The 15,090-nt window shown below is 59.0% G+C and carries 11 protein-coding genes; 4 read left to right on the plus strand and 7 right to left on the minus strand.

Translation table 11 applies throughout. The annotated features are described in order from the left end of the window. The first annotated feature begins 91 nt into the window (after positions 1-91). From nifA to AAFG13_RS38100, 4 genes are all read left to right on the plus strand, one after another. Positions 92-1,915 (plus strand): nif-specific transcriptional activator NifA, encoded by a 1,824-nt coding sequence (gene nifA, locus AAFG13_RS38085; RefSeq protein WP_342710117.1) that lies wholly within the window; start codon positions 92-94, stop codon positions 1,913-1,915. A gap of 867 nt (positions 1,916-2,782) precedes the next feature. After that, positions 2,783-3,625: an electron transfer flavoprotein subunit beta/FixA family protein gene (locus tag AAFG13_RS38090; RefSeq protein ID WP_342710118.1), complete on the plus strand. Its 843-nt coding sequence runs from the start codon at positions 2,783-2,785 to the stop codon at positions 3,623-3,625. A 147-nt stretch (positions 3,626-3,772) separates the two neighbouring features. Beyond that, positions 3,773-4,981 (plus strand): GFA family protein, encoded by a 1,209-nt coding sequence (locus tag AAFG13_RS38095; protein WP_342710119.1) that lies wholly within the window; start codon positions 3,773-3,775, stop codon positions 4,979-4,981. Between the two features lie 6 nt (positions 4,982-4,987). Further along, the gene (locus AAFG13_RS38100; RefSeq protein WP_342710120.1) at positions 4,988-5,665 is read left to right on the plus strand and encodes a 2OG-Fe(II) oxygenase; all 678 of its coding nucleotides are present in this window, start codon (positions 4,988-4,990) and stop codon (positions 5,663-5,665) included. Between the two features lie 558 nt (positions 5,666-6,223). Here the strand turns inward: AAFG13_RS38100 and AAFG13_RS38105 are convergent. From AAFG13_RS38105 to trpD, 7 genes are all read right to left on the minus strand, one after another. Further along, positions 6,224-7,522, minus strand: coding sequence for a peptide ligase PGM1-related protein (locus AAFG13_RS38105; RefSeq protein WP_342710121.1), 1,299 nt, complete (start codon positions 7,520-7,522; stop codon positions 6,224-6,226). 184 nt (positions 7,523-7,706) lie between these two features. Continuing rightward, a complete protein-coding gene (locus AAFG13_RS38110) occupies positions 7,707-9,242 on the minus strand; it encodes a long-chain fatty acid--CoA ligase (RefSeq protein WP_342710122.1) in 1,536 nt (511 codons plus the stop codon). A 162-nt stretch (positions 9,243-9,404) separates the two neighbouring features. Then, on the minus strand, positions 9,405-9,668 hold the full coding sequence (locus AAFG13_RS38115; RefSeq protein WP_342710123.1) for a hypothetical protein: 264 nt from the start codon (positions 9,666-9,668) through the stop codon (positions 9,405-9,407). A 1,002-nt stretch (positions 9,669-10,670) separates the two neighbouring features. After that, a complete protein-coding gene (locus AAFG13_RS38120; RefSeq protein WP_342710124.1) occupies positions 10,671-11,795 on the minus strand; it encodes a M20 family metallopeptidase in 1,125 nt (374 codons plus the stop codon). Positions 11,796-12,272: 477 nt separating this feature from the next. After that, positions 12,273-12,800 (minus strand): flavin reductase family protein, encoded by a 528-nt coding sequence (locus AAFG13_RS38125; RefSeq protein ID WP_342710125.1) that lies wholly within the window; start codon positions 12,798-12,800, stop codon positions 12,273-12,275. A 381-nt stretch (positions 12,801-13,181) separates the two neighbouring features. Beyond that, positions 13,182-13,394, minus strand: a complete 213-nt coding sequence (locus AAFG13_RS38130; protein WP_342710126.1) for a hypothetical protein — start codon at positions 13,392-13,394, stop codon at positions 13,182-13,184. 254 nt (positions 13,395-13,648) lie between these two features. Continuing rightward, on the minus strand, positions 13,649-14,662 hold the full coding sequence (gene trpD, locus AAFG13_RS38135) for an anthranilate phosphoribosyltransferase (protein WP_342710127.1): 1,014 nt from the start codon (positions 14,660-14,662) through the stop codon (positions 13,649-13,651). Positions 14,663-15,090 lie beyond the last annotated feature (428 nt).

Below are 15,090 nucleotides of genomic sequence, written 5' to 3' on the forward strand. Positions count from 1 at the left end.
ATCAACGCACTGTAAGTTTACCGTCGTGCCATGAAAAGGTGCTACCCTTCTATGTCATCTCGTCAACACGCGGCGCTAGATCGAGAATGACATGCAAAACGAAGCTCGCAAATCCGAACAAGGTGCCAGGGAGGATGATCAAAACAACGGAGACCGCCCCATGCTGCATATCGCTTCCGCACGCGAAAGACCGACCTTACATCCGGAGACGGAGCGCGAGCTCGTGGTCGAGCGGTTGCGCGAGAGCGCTCTGACCGGCATCTTCGAAATATCGAAGATACTCACAACTCCTCGCCGGCTCGAAGTCACGTTGGCCAACGTCGTCGATCTTTTGCAGTCGTTTGTGGAGACGCGACACGGCATCGTCTCACTGTTCGACGATGACGGGATGCCGGACATTACCGTGGGCGCCGGCTGGAGCGAAGGCAGCGACGAGCGCTACCGAATGCACCTGCCGCGGAAAGCCATCGACCAGATCGTCGCGACACAGAGGCCTCTTGTCGCCGAGAACGTGGCAGCCGAGCCGGCATTCGGCGCGGCGGACCTGGAAGTGCTCGGCGCCTCTGATGATGTGCCGGTGTCGTTCATCGGGGTGCCGATTCGCATTGATCCGAAAGTCGTGGGTACGCTGACGGTCGACCGCATCCGTGACGACAGGTCGAGTCTCCGGCTCGATTATGACGCCAGGCTGCTTGCCATGGTCGCCAACCTGGTGGGACAGACAGTGAGGCTGCATCGGTTGTTCGCCTGCGACCGCGAGCGATTGATGGCGGAGAAGGACCGGCTACAAAAGCAATTGTTCGAGCTCAAGCAGCCTGCACGAGAGCGTAAGAAGGTCCACGTCCATGGGATCATTGGCGACAGCCCGGCGCTGCGCGGGCTGCTCGAGAAGATCGCGGTCGTAGCCAAATCGAACAGCACGGTTCTGTTGCGCGGGGAATCGGGTACCGGAAAGGAACTCGTAGCCAAGGCCATTCACGAATCGTCGTCCCGGGCCAAGCGGCCTTTCGTTAAGCTGAATTGCGCGGCGCTCCCCGAGACAGTCCTGGAGTCCGAATTATTTGGTCACGAGAAGGGAGCCTTTACCGGCGCGTTTAGCTCGCGCAAAGGGCGCTTCGAGCTTGCTGACAAGGGGACGCTATTCCTTGACGAGATCGGCGAAATTTCGGCCCCGTTCCAGGCGAAGTTGCTGCGAGTCCTGCAAGAGCAGGAGTTCGAGCGGGTCGGCAGCAACCAGACGATTAAGGTCGATGTCCGTGTCATAGCTGCGACCAACAAGAACCTTGAAGAGGCTGTGGCAAGGAATGAGTTCCGCGCAGACCTGTACTATCGTATCAGCGTCGTTCCCTTGCTGCTGCCAGCGTTGCGGGAAAGGCGCAGTGATATTCCGCTGCTGGCCGGCGAGTTCCTCAGGAATTTCAACAGCGAGAACGGCCGTACGCTGACCTTAGAGGCGAGCGCGATCGATGTGCTGATGAATTGCGGCTTTCCAGGCAATGTCCGCGAACTCGAAAACTGCATCGAGCGCACAGCGACCATGTCCGCCGGACCATCGATCGTGAGAAATGACTTTGCATGCTGCCACGGCCAGTGCCTTTCCGCGATGCTGTGGAAAAGTAGATCGGACGAGATGACAGTCCAACCGGCAGCGCCAGTGCCGGTGCCTGCGAAGTGCATTATCCCACTATCTGGAGCGGCCGCGCCGGTCTCGCCCGTCGGCGGCGACGTGGCCTCGCTGGCGCCTCCCGGCACAGTCCTCGTAAGTGGCGCGAAGGTTGCCGATCGCGAGCGGGTCATTGCGGCCATGGAAAAATCTGGTTGGGTGCAGGCAAAGGCAGCGCGCGTGCTCGGACTGACGCCGCGCCAGATTGGCTACGCGCTGAGGAAATACGGAATCGAGATCAAGCGGTTCTGAACGCAAGGACCATAGCGATCGGAGCTACGGCCATCACAGTTGAGCAAAATGGCTAGGAGGACAGGCTTCGTCGTTCGGGCGTTCGATGCCGTCGCAATCTGAAGGGAATGTTTCGCCTCGGGGGCGGCTTGGCCACGAGCGAAAAGACCCTGATCCGCTTGCGAGCGCCGCTGTCGCAACGCGAGTTCGCTTGGTTCGTCGAGAGAGGAGTTGCTCGTCACGAAATGCAGAGCATCACGCAGGCGCCTATTCGTTCAAGAGCCCTTGGGAATGGTTCAGCCGGTCGACGTCAAGCGAGGCGTCAAGCGCATCCGCCGATCAAGTTCGAAGTGGCCAGCGGCAATTCCCGAAGCGCACCAAGCGCGCTGGCAGCGTCGAAACCAGACGCCGCTACCGTTGAACAACCGAGCGTCACCTTCGCCTTTGGCGTTTTTACGAGATCCTTGAACACGTCTGCTAAGGGATTTCGATCGCGAGCTCGTTAACGCAGCCTCGACCCTGTCTTAATTGTGTCCGCCTAGCCCGCTTCACCATGCCGCCGAACACGGCGGCCATTCGGCTTACGAGGCCAGACGTTTCCGTGGTGATTCCGCCTGCGCTTTGTTCACCATCAACCGGTACGTTGCCCGCTTGTGATGAACGACGGTCATTTGTCGTAAGCTATCTTGGCGTCACTCAGCGCGCGTGCCCACGCAACAGCGCTGTCGCGGCTCCTACGCGTGTCGGTATTCGTTCGTCAGGAATACCAAGCCAGAGGGCGCGTCAGCCTCGTCTAAGCCTCTGTAGTGGCAAGGCGATTTCGAATCGGGGCGGTGGTACGACACTTGCTGCTCTGTTTGCAGCCATCGCAACTTTTGGAGCAACTCCGTGCACAATGTCGTCTGCATCAAACAGGTTCCCGACTCTGCGCAGATCCGCGTGCACCCTGTGACCAATACGATCATGCGTCAGGGCGTGCCGACCATCATCAACCCATATGACCTCTTCGCGCTTGAGGCCGCGCTCGAGCTGCGGGATCGGTTCGGCGGCGAAATAACCGTGCTTACGATGGGGCCGCCCTCGGCGGAAGACTCGTTGCGAAAAGCGCTGACCTTTGGCGCTGATCGCGCCGTACTGCTCACCGATCGCTGCTTTGCGGGCTCCGATACCCTGGCCACAACGTATGCACTGGCAACAGCCATCCGAAAAATTGGTAAGGAGTATGGCCCGCCAAACCTCATCTTTACCGGCAAGCAGACCATCGACGGCGATACCGCGCAGGTTGGACCTGGTATCGCAAAGCGGCTTGGCGTGCTGCAGCTTACCTACGTCGCCAAGGTCAGATCCCTGGATCTCACCGCCCGGACAATCGAAGCGGAGCGACGCTCCGAAGGTGGCGTCCAGGTGCTGCACACGAGGCTGCCATGTCTCATCACCATGCTGGAGGCAACAAACCAGATTCGGCGCGGAGCGATGGCGGATGCCTTGCGTGCCGCGCGCGCGCCGATCGTGAAATGGAGCGCGCACGATGCCGGCGTCGAGGACGTCTCCAAATGCGGTCTTAGGGGCTCGCCGACAGTCGTCAAGCGCGTGTTTGCGCCCTCCGCGCGGGCCGAGAAAGCGGCGTTGGTCGAGGCCACCGAGCAACCAGCGCAGGCGTTGATTGATGCCATATTCAAGCATCAACCGAAGCTCGAAACCGATCTTGCAGCACTAGCCCGTGATACGTGATCTGAATAGCCGTCGCGACGATAAAATGGTGAACGCGACCATAGACCCGTCGACCCAGCGAACTATCGATCTCGCTACTGCCAATAGTGGGCCCAGGCACGAAGTGGCCCCGTCAAGGATCGTTCTCTCCTCATAGCTAGGAATCAAATGAGGTCTTCTCGAGCGTCTCAATTTGCACTGGATCAGCCTTCGCAGATCGTCTGCGAGTATTTGACCGAGCAGGCGCGGGCTCTGTTCGGCCCGCATCCGCTCGCTGCAGAGTTGTCTAAAGACCAACTTGCCAACCTGCTGCCTGAATACTTGGCGATGTCACAGGCGTTCCCGTACCTGCAGGCGGGGTCGCAAAAGCATCTCATATTCGATGCAATGCATCACAATCGCGACCTTCCGAGAGACATTGAACTGACCAGCGTGGTCGGAAATTTCATCTGTTGGGATGAGACGGGTGGTTATGGCCGAGTTCTTCAGGGCGGCAAGGCGGCGCTGCCCGATATTCTGGCCACTGAAAACTTCCACTCAAACCTGCTTAGACAAGATGCATCGCGACTGCTCGGCAGAGCAATACAGCCGCACTACAGCGCCACAACGAAACGGTACCTGCATTCTCTCTTTGCCGGATTGTCATCGAAAGACCCCGTAATGCGTTGCGCCTACATGGTCGCTTTCGAACTGCATGCTGCGGAAATGATCCGGTCGCTGTGGACCACCCTGGTCAAGGCCTTCGATGTGCGTTTCGACGATCTTGTGTACTTCCGCAGTCATGTCGGCGGAGAAGACCCCGCGGAGAAATATCACGGAGAAATGACAACCCGTCTCATTCGCGAACTTGTACCGGCTGGCAGCAATGGTCGCTTTCTGGATGAATTCGATCGAGCCTATCGGCTAAGCTTGCAGTGGTGCCGCGATCTGCTCCGAATTGTCTCACTTGAGGGAGATGGTCGAGCGGAGATCGAACACCAAGGCCGTTGTCATTGCGGTGCTGTCAAGTTCAGTGTCCGAGCGCCGCGACAGCTGTCAGCCGTTCGATGCAATTGCTCGATATGCCAAATGTCTGGATTTCTGCACTTGCTCGTGCCAGGTGACAAGCTCAGCATTGAGTCCGGCGAACAGTGCCTCACCTCGTACCAGTTCAACAAGAACATCGCTCGACACACGTTTTGCCGGAATTGTGGCGTAAAGCCATTCTATAGGCCACGATCGAACCCCTCCGGTTTCAGCGTGAATGTTGGATGCTTGGATAGAAGAACTATCGACAGCATAAGAATAGATGATTTCGATGGCGAGCATTGGGAGCAGGCGTTCCGCTCGATGCGCGAGGATACGAAAGCGTCCCTTGAAGCTCAAACCTTGGAGTGAACCCGAATGGCGCGTGCGGTGAATGATAGATCCGGTCTGCTTTCAGAAGAGGCTCTCACGAAGTACCGCATAGAGTTGTTGGTGAAGGGTACGGTCGTGATCGGCCCGCAGACGTTGTTTACCCAAGATGACTTGGCGAGGATCGATCAGCTGCAGACTGAGATTCCCGAAGAACAGGTACGGGAGGGAGATGCCGGCGACTCGCACAATGTCTTCGTGAAACGCGTAAGGGTAGATCCGCCCGGCCGGCCTCCCAGCAATACGAATGGTACTGCTCCGAGGCAGATCATCGAACTGCTCGAAAAGAAGGACCGCAGCTTCGCGCTGAAAAAGGTCTTGGGAGCATCGTCAGATTATGTGATTCGCCGATGCCAAATACATCGTATGCCTCCCGGCTCCTTTGTTGGTATCCATTTGGATGCGGAGAGCGACCCTGATTTCGAGTACTCCGTGATTGTGCAACTCGCGAGAGAGTTTGAGGGAGGTGAGTTTGTGGTATATCCAAGCACTTACGAACAGCAGGTATTCCGACCGCCATTTGGGGCCGTACTTGTCACCACGTGTAAGGTCCGGCATGAGGTGAAGCCTGTACGCGTTGGGGAGCGACGATCGCTGGTGTACTTCTGTTCAAGACGCAGCGGTGCGAACCGCCGGATCATCGAAGGCTCTACCGGTAGCCTGTGAGGCGGGTTAGCTGGAATGGCCTCCGGATGAGTTGAGGAACGGGTGAACTCTCGGGAGGTGATCGGTGGCTCGGTCCTTGCAGCGGTCCTTGCAGAAGATATCCTGTGGTGATTTCGTCGCTGTGCGATATGGACTGCTCGCGCAGGCTCGGTGACACGTCGTCAGCGAAAGCCGCTCGGAAGAGATGAGGTTGGCACCTTTCACGATCGATGCCGATAGTCCGCGCACTGAACCACTGCCATCGGGCTCTCCAATTTCCACCGAATCGGAGTGACGCTGGGATATTGGTCGAGCGGGAGCCTAGCCCACTCCGCCTTGAGGATCTGGCGATCCGCCGATTGAGCTTTGGAGAGTGAGCTGCTGACAGACGCCGCTCACCTCGGACAGAGGCTTTTGTATCTCCTCGTAGCGCATACTGGTTCACGGTGGGAGTCGGCCTCTAGTGAGACGAAGCACACCTTCACGTCACGTCCCCCAAGTACCGGTCTCAACCACACGTTCAAAAGCAGGGGGAGCGAATGAATGGAGGGAGTTAAGATATGGTCGCTGTGATCTCAGTCAAACCATTGTCAATAGGCGGTGCTGCAGATTGCGGGCTGCGGGCCTATCGCGCGCAATCACGAGGCACTCCACCGTGCCAGCCTCTTGATCAGCGGCAAGCGGGATCACGCCTTCCTTGCGTGTGCCGTCGAACAGAAATCCGTCCTCGACGAAACGATCATGCGCGGCTTGGAGAGAACTTGATCGGACGTTTCTCACGGATAAGATAACGTAGCAACCGGAATAGTCATAGCCCAGCAGGCGGACGGCGATGCTGTGTAACACCGAGCCTCCGCCCCACCGGCCGTTCGCTTCATTGAACAGAAGCCGCCCGTCGCTCGCGAAAATGGCGTCAATGTTGATCATTCCACGATACCCAAGGGTTCGCGCTAGCTGCACAAATCGGTAGGCGTGCGCCTGGGCGGTCAACCATTGCCCATTCATCAGGTCGCTTGGAAGTTCAAGTCCTGTCCAGATGAGAGCCCTTTCAAATCGATCGTTGCTTCGACGCAGACGTATGTTTCCACTGTTGATGAAAACGATTGAACCATCCTGATCGATCTCATACTCGAGATAGAATAAAGACCGAGCCACGTGGTACGATTCCACGACCAACGTCTTGCACGATGCTGTTGTCATCTCAGACCAAAGTGCTTCAGGATCAAACGACGGCCAAGGAATCTGCCTGGTATCTCTTGCCCCGGGTAGTGGACCGCTCTCGTCGCTGGTCAGGACGACATTCCCGACCCCGCCCGCTCCATTGTCTAACTTGACAATCACGTTGCCGGTCTCAGACCTTAGCGAGGTGACCGCCCTAAATAGTTCGCTTGAGTTCGTGGTTACGCATCCATTGGGCAACGGAAGTCCGACACTTGTCGCCAATTGACGGAAGTGGCTCTTGCGGTTCAATAGATCAGGCCCTCGCTGCAGAGCGAAGTCGTCCCCGCTTTGCGGGATGCCCAGCAGGGCCGCCAGGCGCGCGACCCCTTCACTAGAGTAGCAAGGATGTATTCTCCAGGATGATTTCGGGTGAATATGGCTGTTGATTCGTTCAACAACAGTATTGGACAGCAGGGTGCAATCATTAAGGACCCGCGCCTCGCGGGTACCTTCAGGCACAAGCAGCAGGAGGCTCGAGGCATCAAAATCGAGCGTCGTGCCAATCAAGGATAGCAGATCCGTCGGGATGGCTACCGGAGAGACTATAAGGTCACCCTCCTGTGCAAACCAGGCCGAGCGGCAAGCCGAGTTGGCGGCAAGGGAAAGTTGAGCGACTGTTAGATCGCCGCCCGACATTTGAGGCGTACCGGCATTCATGATTAGGATCCGAGGCAACAACGACCTCCCGGGCATTTGGCGCGATCAGACAGGGGCCGCCATGCCAGCAATGATGACGTTGCCGCGGCGCATCGTGTACCGTCCCCGCCCGAAAGTTGATTGTGCGCCGTCTCGATAACACCCGCGGTGTAGCGGAAAAGTACGACCAGCCAATCGGCCATCCTCAATTGCTGTCTCCGTTTGGGCCTGATCGCGTGCCGACTTCCTTCAGCATAAAATGCTGGACCTTGCCCAATGCCGTTTTCGGTAGTTCTTGCGTGAAAATGATTTCGCGCGGTGCCTTGAAACGGGCGAGCTGTGATTGCACATGCGCCATCAGCCCTTCCGCTTCGATCTGGGCCCCCGGTCTCCTGATCACATAAGCGATCGGTACTTCCTCCCAGCGCGGATCGGGGCGACCGACGACGGCGCATTCCGCGACATCCGGATGGCCCATAAGCACACGCTCCACTTCGGCCGGATAGATGTTCTCTCCGCCGGAAATGATCAAGTTCTTCTTGCGGTCGTGGACCCAAAAATATCCATCGGCGTCGCGGCGGCCGATGTCACCAGTGCGATACCAACCATTACTCAAAGCCTCTCGCGTAGCCCCTTGATTGCCCCAATATTCGTAGAAGACGTTGGGCCCACGTACTGCGATCTCGCCTGGTGTACCGGGTGGCAAGTTGCTGCCGGAACCATCGATGATCGCCGCTTCGCAGCAAAGACCGGGCAGGCCGCTTGACCCCTTAGGCACGAGATCTCCGCCGAGCTTCGTATACACAGCGATGGGGCAGGTCTCCGTCGAACCGTAAACCTGTAAGACTGGCACTCCGCGCATGACAAAGCGCTCGACAAGGCGCTGCGGCACCATCGTCGATCCGGTACAGATCGCTTTGAGCGCGGAGAGGTCCGTGCTTTCCCATCGCGGATGGTTGGTCAGGGCCTGCATCATGGCAGGGACCAAGGCTGCCAGCGTGGGCCGATCACGCTCGAACGAATCAAACGTTGCCTCCGGCGTAAAGCGGCTTTGGATGGTTACCGTGGCGCCGTGATGCAAACTCGGAGTCGTCTGGATGTTCAGACCGCCGACGTGGAAGAGCGGCAAAACAGTCAGGGCATGATCGGCCGAGGTGAGGTCATGCATGTGCTGACTCATGACGCCGTTCCACAGCAACGCTTCCTGACGCAACACAGCGCCTTTCGGTCGCCCTGTGGTGCCCGACGTATAGACGATCAGAAGCGGGCAGGTCAGGTCCGCACGTGGATTGCGCCCGTCACCACCGTCTTCGTCTAGCAGATCGTCCAACTTGCTTCCGCCCAGAGGCGCAAAGTCCAACCCGACGAGGGAGGCATCGGGCAGTTGCCTCGTCAGAAGGGGCAAGACTGCATCGAAGGACTGCTCAAGCACGAGCACCTTTGCCCCGGAGTCGGACAAGATGAAAAGCTGCTCGGCGGCCGCAAGGCGCCAATTCAACGGTACGAGGATTGCGCCGAGCCGCGCGCAGGCATAGAGCAGCGCCAGATAATCAGGCCGGTTGAGGCTGAGGATCGCGATCCGGTCTCCTCTCTCGACGCCGAGCTGGCTCTCGAGCGCACGAGAAACCCGCTCGATCCGTCGATTGAAGCCGGCGTAGCTTAGGGTCTGTCCCTCGAAATGGATCGCGGCTTTGTCAGGAGCATACGCCGCGTTGCGCTCAATCAGTGTGCAGAGATCCAATGTATTCTCCGTGTGGCTCGGCTCAGCACAATAGGTTTGTACTGACGCAGTTAAGCCTGAGCTCGCAATTGCTTCGGGAAGCCTCGATCACATGCTTCGGTCGTCCTTTGCACAGGCTATGATCACACGGCCTAAGCAGACCAACGCGGTCCTTGATGGTTGTCATGGGTTGCGAGCAATGGATATTGCCGAAGGACTTTCAGGCACTTGAGTACTTACTCTGTTCTGCTCAACAGCGGTCGCGTGCATCTGCGCGTAGTGATAGGCGCACCACGACGACGGTTTCTTGCCCGGTTTTTGATATACAGGCTCACCGCACATATACGCCGCTCTGGCATCTCCATCTTTGAAGTCGACAATGGCCCGGCATTGGCCTTCAACGTGGTCGATTAACAGGACCTTCTTGACGCAGTCAGGCTCTTTCAACTTGCTGCTCCGCAGTGCCAAGCCATCTCTTCCGATGTCGTGCCGGTCACGTCGGGCGACACTTGCAGCTCAAGCCTTTTGAAAACCTCCGCGGTCGCACGGTCTGTCGCACACTCGCGCGATGAGAAGGCCCTGCCAGCACCGCCAAAGCGGTGTGAACAGAGCGAAATGCTGCTTCGCCAGCCTGATTCCGGTGCGGTGTCGCAGCAGAGCAAGCGTTCGGTTTCAAATTCGCGAAGCAGCGGCGCCCTGCAAAGGCTTGGGATCGAAATCGACGTTGATCTCTTCTGACATCACCGGCTCTCCGGTGACCCGGCTTAGGACAGCCGTATAGCATCGGTCCTGGAATGCCGGGCCATTCACAACGACCTGCGAGCCGTAGCGCCGCGATCATGACGCGCTGCATAGCCGTTTCGACCGACCCGCTGTCGGGGATGAGGATCGCGATCAACCATTGCGGTGTTGTTCTGATCAGGTGAGACATTCGCAATCCTTCACAATCCCGACGGCAGACGAAGATTCGTGCCAATCTGAAGATCGTACAACTTAACGTTACGTCCGATTCAAGCTCTTTTGGCAGCCAGTATGAACATGCCAAAACTCTCAGGTTAGCGGGAAAAGCGCGGCCGAGCAGTGGAGGGTTAACAGCATTCTACGCTTCGATCTGCGTCAGAAAGTCCGTCATCCCATTGAGACTAGCTTCACAGCAGGTGAGTCCGGTGTCGCAAACGCCTGCGCTTTCCGCGATTGAGGTGGTCACCGCCCTCGGAGCCGATTTCGCGCCTGACGTCCGCAGCGCCGTTATGGAATAGTTCAGTCGCAGCTGTCCGCCGCTGACGTGGGAATGCCAAGTGCCGGATCCCACGATCATGGTCGATCAGGTCGGCTTGATGGGAAGGGAGTTTATGACCCTTGCGCCGTTCGAGCAACGAGCTGTCGCGAATGTGCGAGCGGCCGCCTTCGGACGCACGTCGCGGTCGGGGGCTTCCCCTGGTGCTGAGATCATCGCAGCGTCTGATAGAGCCGGTAGAGCAGCCGCGCGCGAGGCTCAATCGATGAGACGTAGAGTTGCTCATAATGCGTATGCGCGCCCTTGCCGTCGACGCCGAGGCCGTCAAGCGTCGCGGTATGCGGGGCGGTGAAATTGCCGTCCGAGCCGCCGCCGCTGAAGACGTCGAGCAGCTTGAAGCCGAGCTCGGCGGCAATTCCCTTAGCGTGCTCGTAAAGCGCGGCGCCAGCGTTGCTCTTCTCATACGGCGGACGGTTCAATTCGCCGCGAACCTTCACTATGACGCCCTTGGTGCGTGATGTGATGCCGAGGACCTTTGGCACCAGCTCGTCGGCGTCAGCCATGGTCGGCACCCGCATGTCGACTTCCGCGTAGGCCTCTTCGGCGATCACGTTCGGCTTGGTGCCACCGCGGACCACGCCAACATTGACGGTGACGCCGCGCTTGGGATTGTTCATCGCCTCCAACCTCTGGATCACATTGGCGAGTTCGCGGATCGCGCTGCAGCCGTCTTCGGGGCGGGCCCCAGCATGCGCCGGCGTGCCGCTGACGAAGACGTCGAAACGCGCAACGCCCTTGCGCCCAGTGACGATCCTGCCGCCGTCGCGCGCGGGCTCGGTCACCAGCACATATTTGGCGCTGCGGCCCTCGGCCTCGATCAACGCCCGCGAGGTCGGACTCCCAATCTCCTCATCCGATACATAGATATGGGTGATACCGAGCGGCGGGCGGATATCGTCGGCGCAAATCTGCCGGAACGCGTGATAGGCCAGGTAGGCGCCGCCCTTCATATCGTAAATACCAGGGCCGAATGCCCTGTCACCCTCGACCTTGAACGGCAAGCGCTCGATGAATCCCATCGGATGAACTGTATCGAGGTGGCTCAGCACCAGAATGCCCGGTACGCCCTGCCCCCAGGACGAGCGCGTGACCAAATGATCGCCGCAGCCGTCACGGCCCGGAACGCGTTCGATGGTGACCGACAGGTCGCGATAGCCCGCCGCGACGAGATCAGCCAGTTTGTTGACCTGATCCGGCCGCTCCGTCGGAGACTCGATCTCGACCCAGCGGCGAATGCCGTCGAGGATCGGAGCTGTTCCAAACGGATTGCCGGACATGGGTGTCTCTGTGAATTTGAGGGCATCGTTCGCACAAGATCGTGATAAGATTCACTTAATCGCATCTTGATCTGGCGCGAAGTTCTTCAGATTCGCCAACTGTTATGCGGCAGGTGTGCCTCTGAAGGTTGATCTTGGAAACTTGGCCTGGCCGCGGCAACGATGCTACGCGCCTGTCGATTGTAAAGGAGCTACCAAGGCTGGTAGGTATCGACGCGATTGCTCAAGCTCAAGGGTCTGTCCTGGTTGGGGCCGTGCTGGTGAGTTGTAGCCGTTTCGATCAAACCTCCGTTGGATATCTGCGCAAATTTCATTCCCGTGGCATCAATCCAGCCGCCTCGCGGGCGCTTGCTGCGACCTTCTCGTAGGCTGCTACTCGGGCCTCGGTCCTTCGGGTAACCAAGCGGAGGTGCCACTCAACAGCGATCAGCGCATCGTCTGTTCTTCTCCGCTAACGACGATTTTCGTAAATCGCGCTCAATCAAGCAGCAAGGTTCGAAGCGCGCCCCTGAAGTTGACCAATGGATTGCCCTGGCCTGCCCGGGTCGCGACAATGCGTCCGATAAAGATGGTATGTGTGCCAACCACCTTATGGTCGTACAAAACGCATTCGAGCGAACAACACGCGTTCGGCAATAGCGGTACATCGAGGACGCCTCGAATCCAGGGCGCGGTATCGAAGCGGTGAACACCTTTGGCACCCTCCTGGCCGCCAAAACGCAGCGCAAGGTCCTCCTGGTCGCTGCGGAGAAGGCTGACTCCAAAACTGCGGCTGGCCAGTATCCCATCATGGGTCTCGGAGCCGGCATTGATGCCAACGAGCAGGCACGGCGGCTCCATGGAGATCGACGTCACAGAACTAACCGTCAGTCCACGTCGTTCCTCGGCGGCTCCGGTCGCCACGATGGCGACGCCGCTCGCCAGATGTCGCATGGCCTGACGGAACTCCGCCGATTGGATAGACGGAATATCCCGAATTGTAGGAGGGAGCTGGTGGTGACTCATGACCCGTCTCTGGAGTTGTACTCCATTTCTAGTGTCTCCTGCGCGCAGTGATGACCTCGATCCCCGACTGGCGAGCACAGGTTGGTACCGGGGACCGCATCGATCTCCCCCAGATCAGCTACAATGATCACCTGACGGCGTGCAATATCTCGCCGCGTCGCGCCGTATCTGGGTGGCCTCAGCAGGAGTGCGAGTTGCCGCCGCCACCCCTTTTCAAACGGGCGCTCCTCAAGAAACCTCCTGGCGCTGAACTGCCACGGCGAAGAGGCGGCCAGTGCTCATGGATTCGTGGCGCGATCGGAGTAGCTGGGCTGGAGCCTTCTTATGTGCCCGTGCGTACAAGGTGATGCCGATTCCGCGACCGGCGGCGCCGGCCAGATGTTATCCGCATGTAACAGCATCGGCACCCTCATGTACTCTCACGAGAAGACGCTTTTTCGCATCGAGAAGATGCTCATCGAGCGTCGCGTGCAGCGCGCCCCGCAGCTCCGGCGGGATCGAGCTATCTGTATCGATCAATTCCCGAAACTTTCGAATGATGTGTTCTATCATGTTAATAGATCCGAGTGTTTCCATAGTCTGCGGGGTCATCATCGATTATCTCCTTTGGAGCTCAGCGCGCACGTCGTCTCGGGCCCTGACCTCAACGGCGTGCCGCAACAGGCTCTCGCCGACGAAGGGCGTTGGCTCTTGCGCCGCGTGCTCGGCGCGAATTGCTTTGCTTCGCGCGCGGGTAGGCGGCGCAGCTTCGCCGAAATCTCGCAGAAGCAATGCACATTCGCGCAAGCAATCTCGCCGCGTTTGTGAGTGTTGATCTTCGGAATCGTGAGACGGGGTCAACTCGGCTGTCATGCGTTGGAAACCGCGATCAGGCGCTTCAGTCGAGCGGCAGCGGCGCCGCGATCAAGCGATTCTTGCCCAAGTGCGACGCCTTCCTGTAGCGTCGAGGCCCGGCCGGCCACGATCAATGCCGCCGCCGCGTTCAAAAGCGCGGCGTCACGCTGTCGACTTGGTGCGCCATCGAGCACGCTTTGCAGCGCGACGGAATTGATATCGGCATCGCCGCTCTCCAGCACGTCGTTGCGGCAGCGCGGGAGGCCGGCCTCTTCCGGCGTCACTTCGAAGGTCCGGACCGTGCCCGCCTCAAGCGCGGCAACAAAGGTTGGGCCGGTGAGGGTCATCTCGTCGAGCCCGTCCGAGCCATGAACCACCCACACCGACTCGGCACCAAGGTTCCTTACCACCTGCGCCAGAGGCTGGACCCACTCACGAGAGGATACCCCGACGATCTGCCGCTTAACCCTAGCCGGATTGGACAGAGGTCCGATTAGATCGAAGATCGTGTGGGTCCCAAGTGCGGTCCGGATCTGACCAATGCGCTGCATCGCTGGATAATGGGCCGACCCAAACATGAAGCCGATGCCGGCTTCGTGCACACAACGAGCAACGGCGTCAGGCTTGAGATCGATCTTCACGCCGAGGCGCGCCAACACATCTGCGGCGCCGGAAGCTGACGCTGCAGCGCCGTTGGCATGCTTGGCGACAGGAACGCCGACCCCGGCGACGATAAAGGAGGCGCATGTCGCCGCGCTGATCGAGCACAACGGGGCGTCGCTGGTGCTAGCGATATCGATGGGGTCGCATGCCGCCTCGAGCCGCGGCATCTTATTCCGCATCGCGGAGGCTGCGCCGGTGACTTCTTCGACCGTTTCGCCGCGGACCCGCATTCCCATCAACAAGCCACCGATCTGCGAGGGGGTCGCGTGGCCCGACATCATGTTGTCAAAGGCTAACGCGGTTTCCTCACGCGTCAGAGTGGCGCCCGTGGCAACTTTTCCAATGATCGATTTAAGCGCTTCCATCGAACTTTACACGGTCCCTGTCCAAACCTGAGGCTCTTCCGTTCAACGGGGGGCTTTCGTTGAAGAGACGTGGCATCGGCTGCATTGATGCAGTGCCCGCCCCGTCCGCACGCGGCAGATGCCTCATTGACGCTTGCGTATCGGTCGGCTTGAGTGTGGGGCCCCCTGGTGAGGCTACAACCTGACGCTACGTGAGGGTCAAGCTCTCCATTTCGTGGAGCGGTCAAGAGAAGATCGTCGGCCGACGAGGACGGTGTCGGCGCGTGGACGCCAGCACGGATGGGACTGTCTCACACCGCCGCTTGCCGCGTCCGCCTCGATCGCGGCGTTTATGCCGATTCACCGTATCCTTCGAAGCCTTTCGGCTCGCGGGCGCCACCGTCGTGGAGCTTTGAAGCAGGCCTCCTCGACCTGCTTCTGGAGTATCG

Source organism: Bradyrhizobium sp. B124, assembly GCF_038967635.1.
GTDB lineage: Bacteria > Pseudomonadota > Alphaproteobacteria > Rhizobiales > Xanthobacteraceae > Bradyrhizobium.

Excerpts from the sequence above, each read along its gene's own strand:
- nifA (WP_342710117.1), top strand. The coding sequence starts at position 92 with ATGCAAAACGAAGCTCGCAAATCCGAACAAGGTGCCAGGGAGGATGAT.
- AAFG13_RS38095 (WP_342710119.1), top strand. The coding sequence starts at position 3,773 with ATGAGGTCTTCTCGAGCGTCTCAATTTGCACTGGATCAGCCTTCGCAG.
- AAFG13_RS38100 (WP_342710120.1), top strand. The coding sequence starts at position 4,988 with ATGGCGCGTGCGGTGAATGATAGATCCGGTCTGCTTTCAGAAGAGGCT.
- AAFG13_RS38105 (WP_342710121.1), bottom strand. The coding sequence starts at position 7,522 with ATGAATGCCGGTACGCCTCAAATGTCGGGCGGCGATCTAACAGTCGCT.
- AAFG13_RS38120 (WP_342710124.1), bottom strand. The coding sequence starts at position 11,795 with ATGTCCGGCAATCCGTTTGGAACAGCTCCGATCCTCGACGGCATTCGC.
- AAFG13_RS38125 (WP_342710125.1), bottom strand. The coding sequence starts at position 12,800 with ATGAGTCACCACCAGCTCCCTCCTACAATTCGGGATATTCCGTCTATC.
- AAFG13_RS38130 (WP_342710126.1), bottom strand. The coding sequence starts at position 13,394 with ATGATGACCCCGCAGACTATGGAAACACTCGGATCTATTAACATGATA.
- trpD (WP_342710127.1), bottom strand. The coding sequence starts at position 14,662 with ATGGAAGCGCTTAAATCGATCATTGGAAAAGTTGCCACGGGCGCCACT.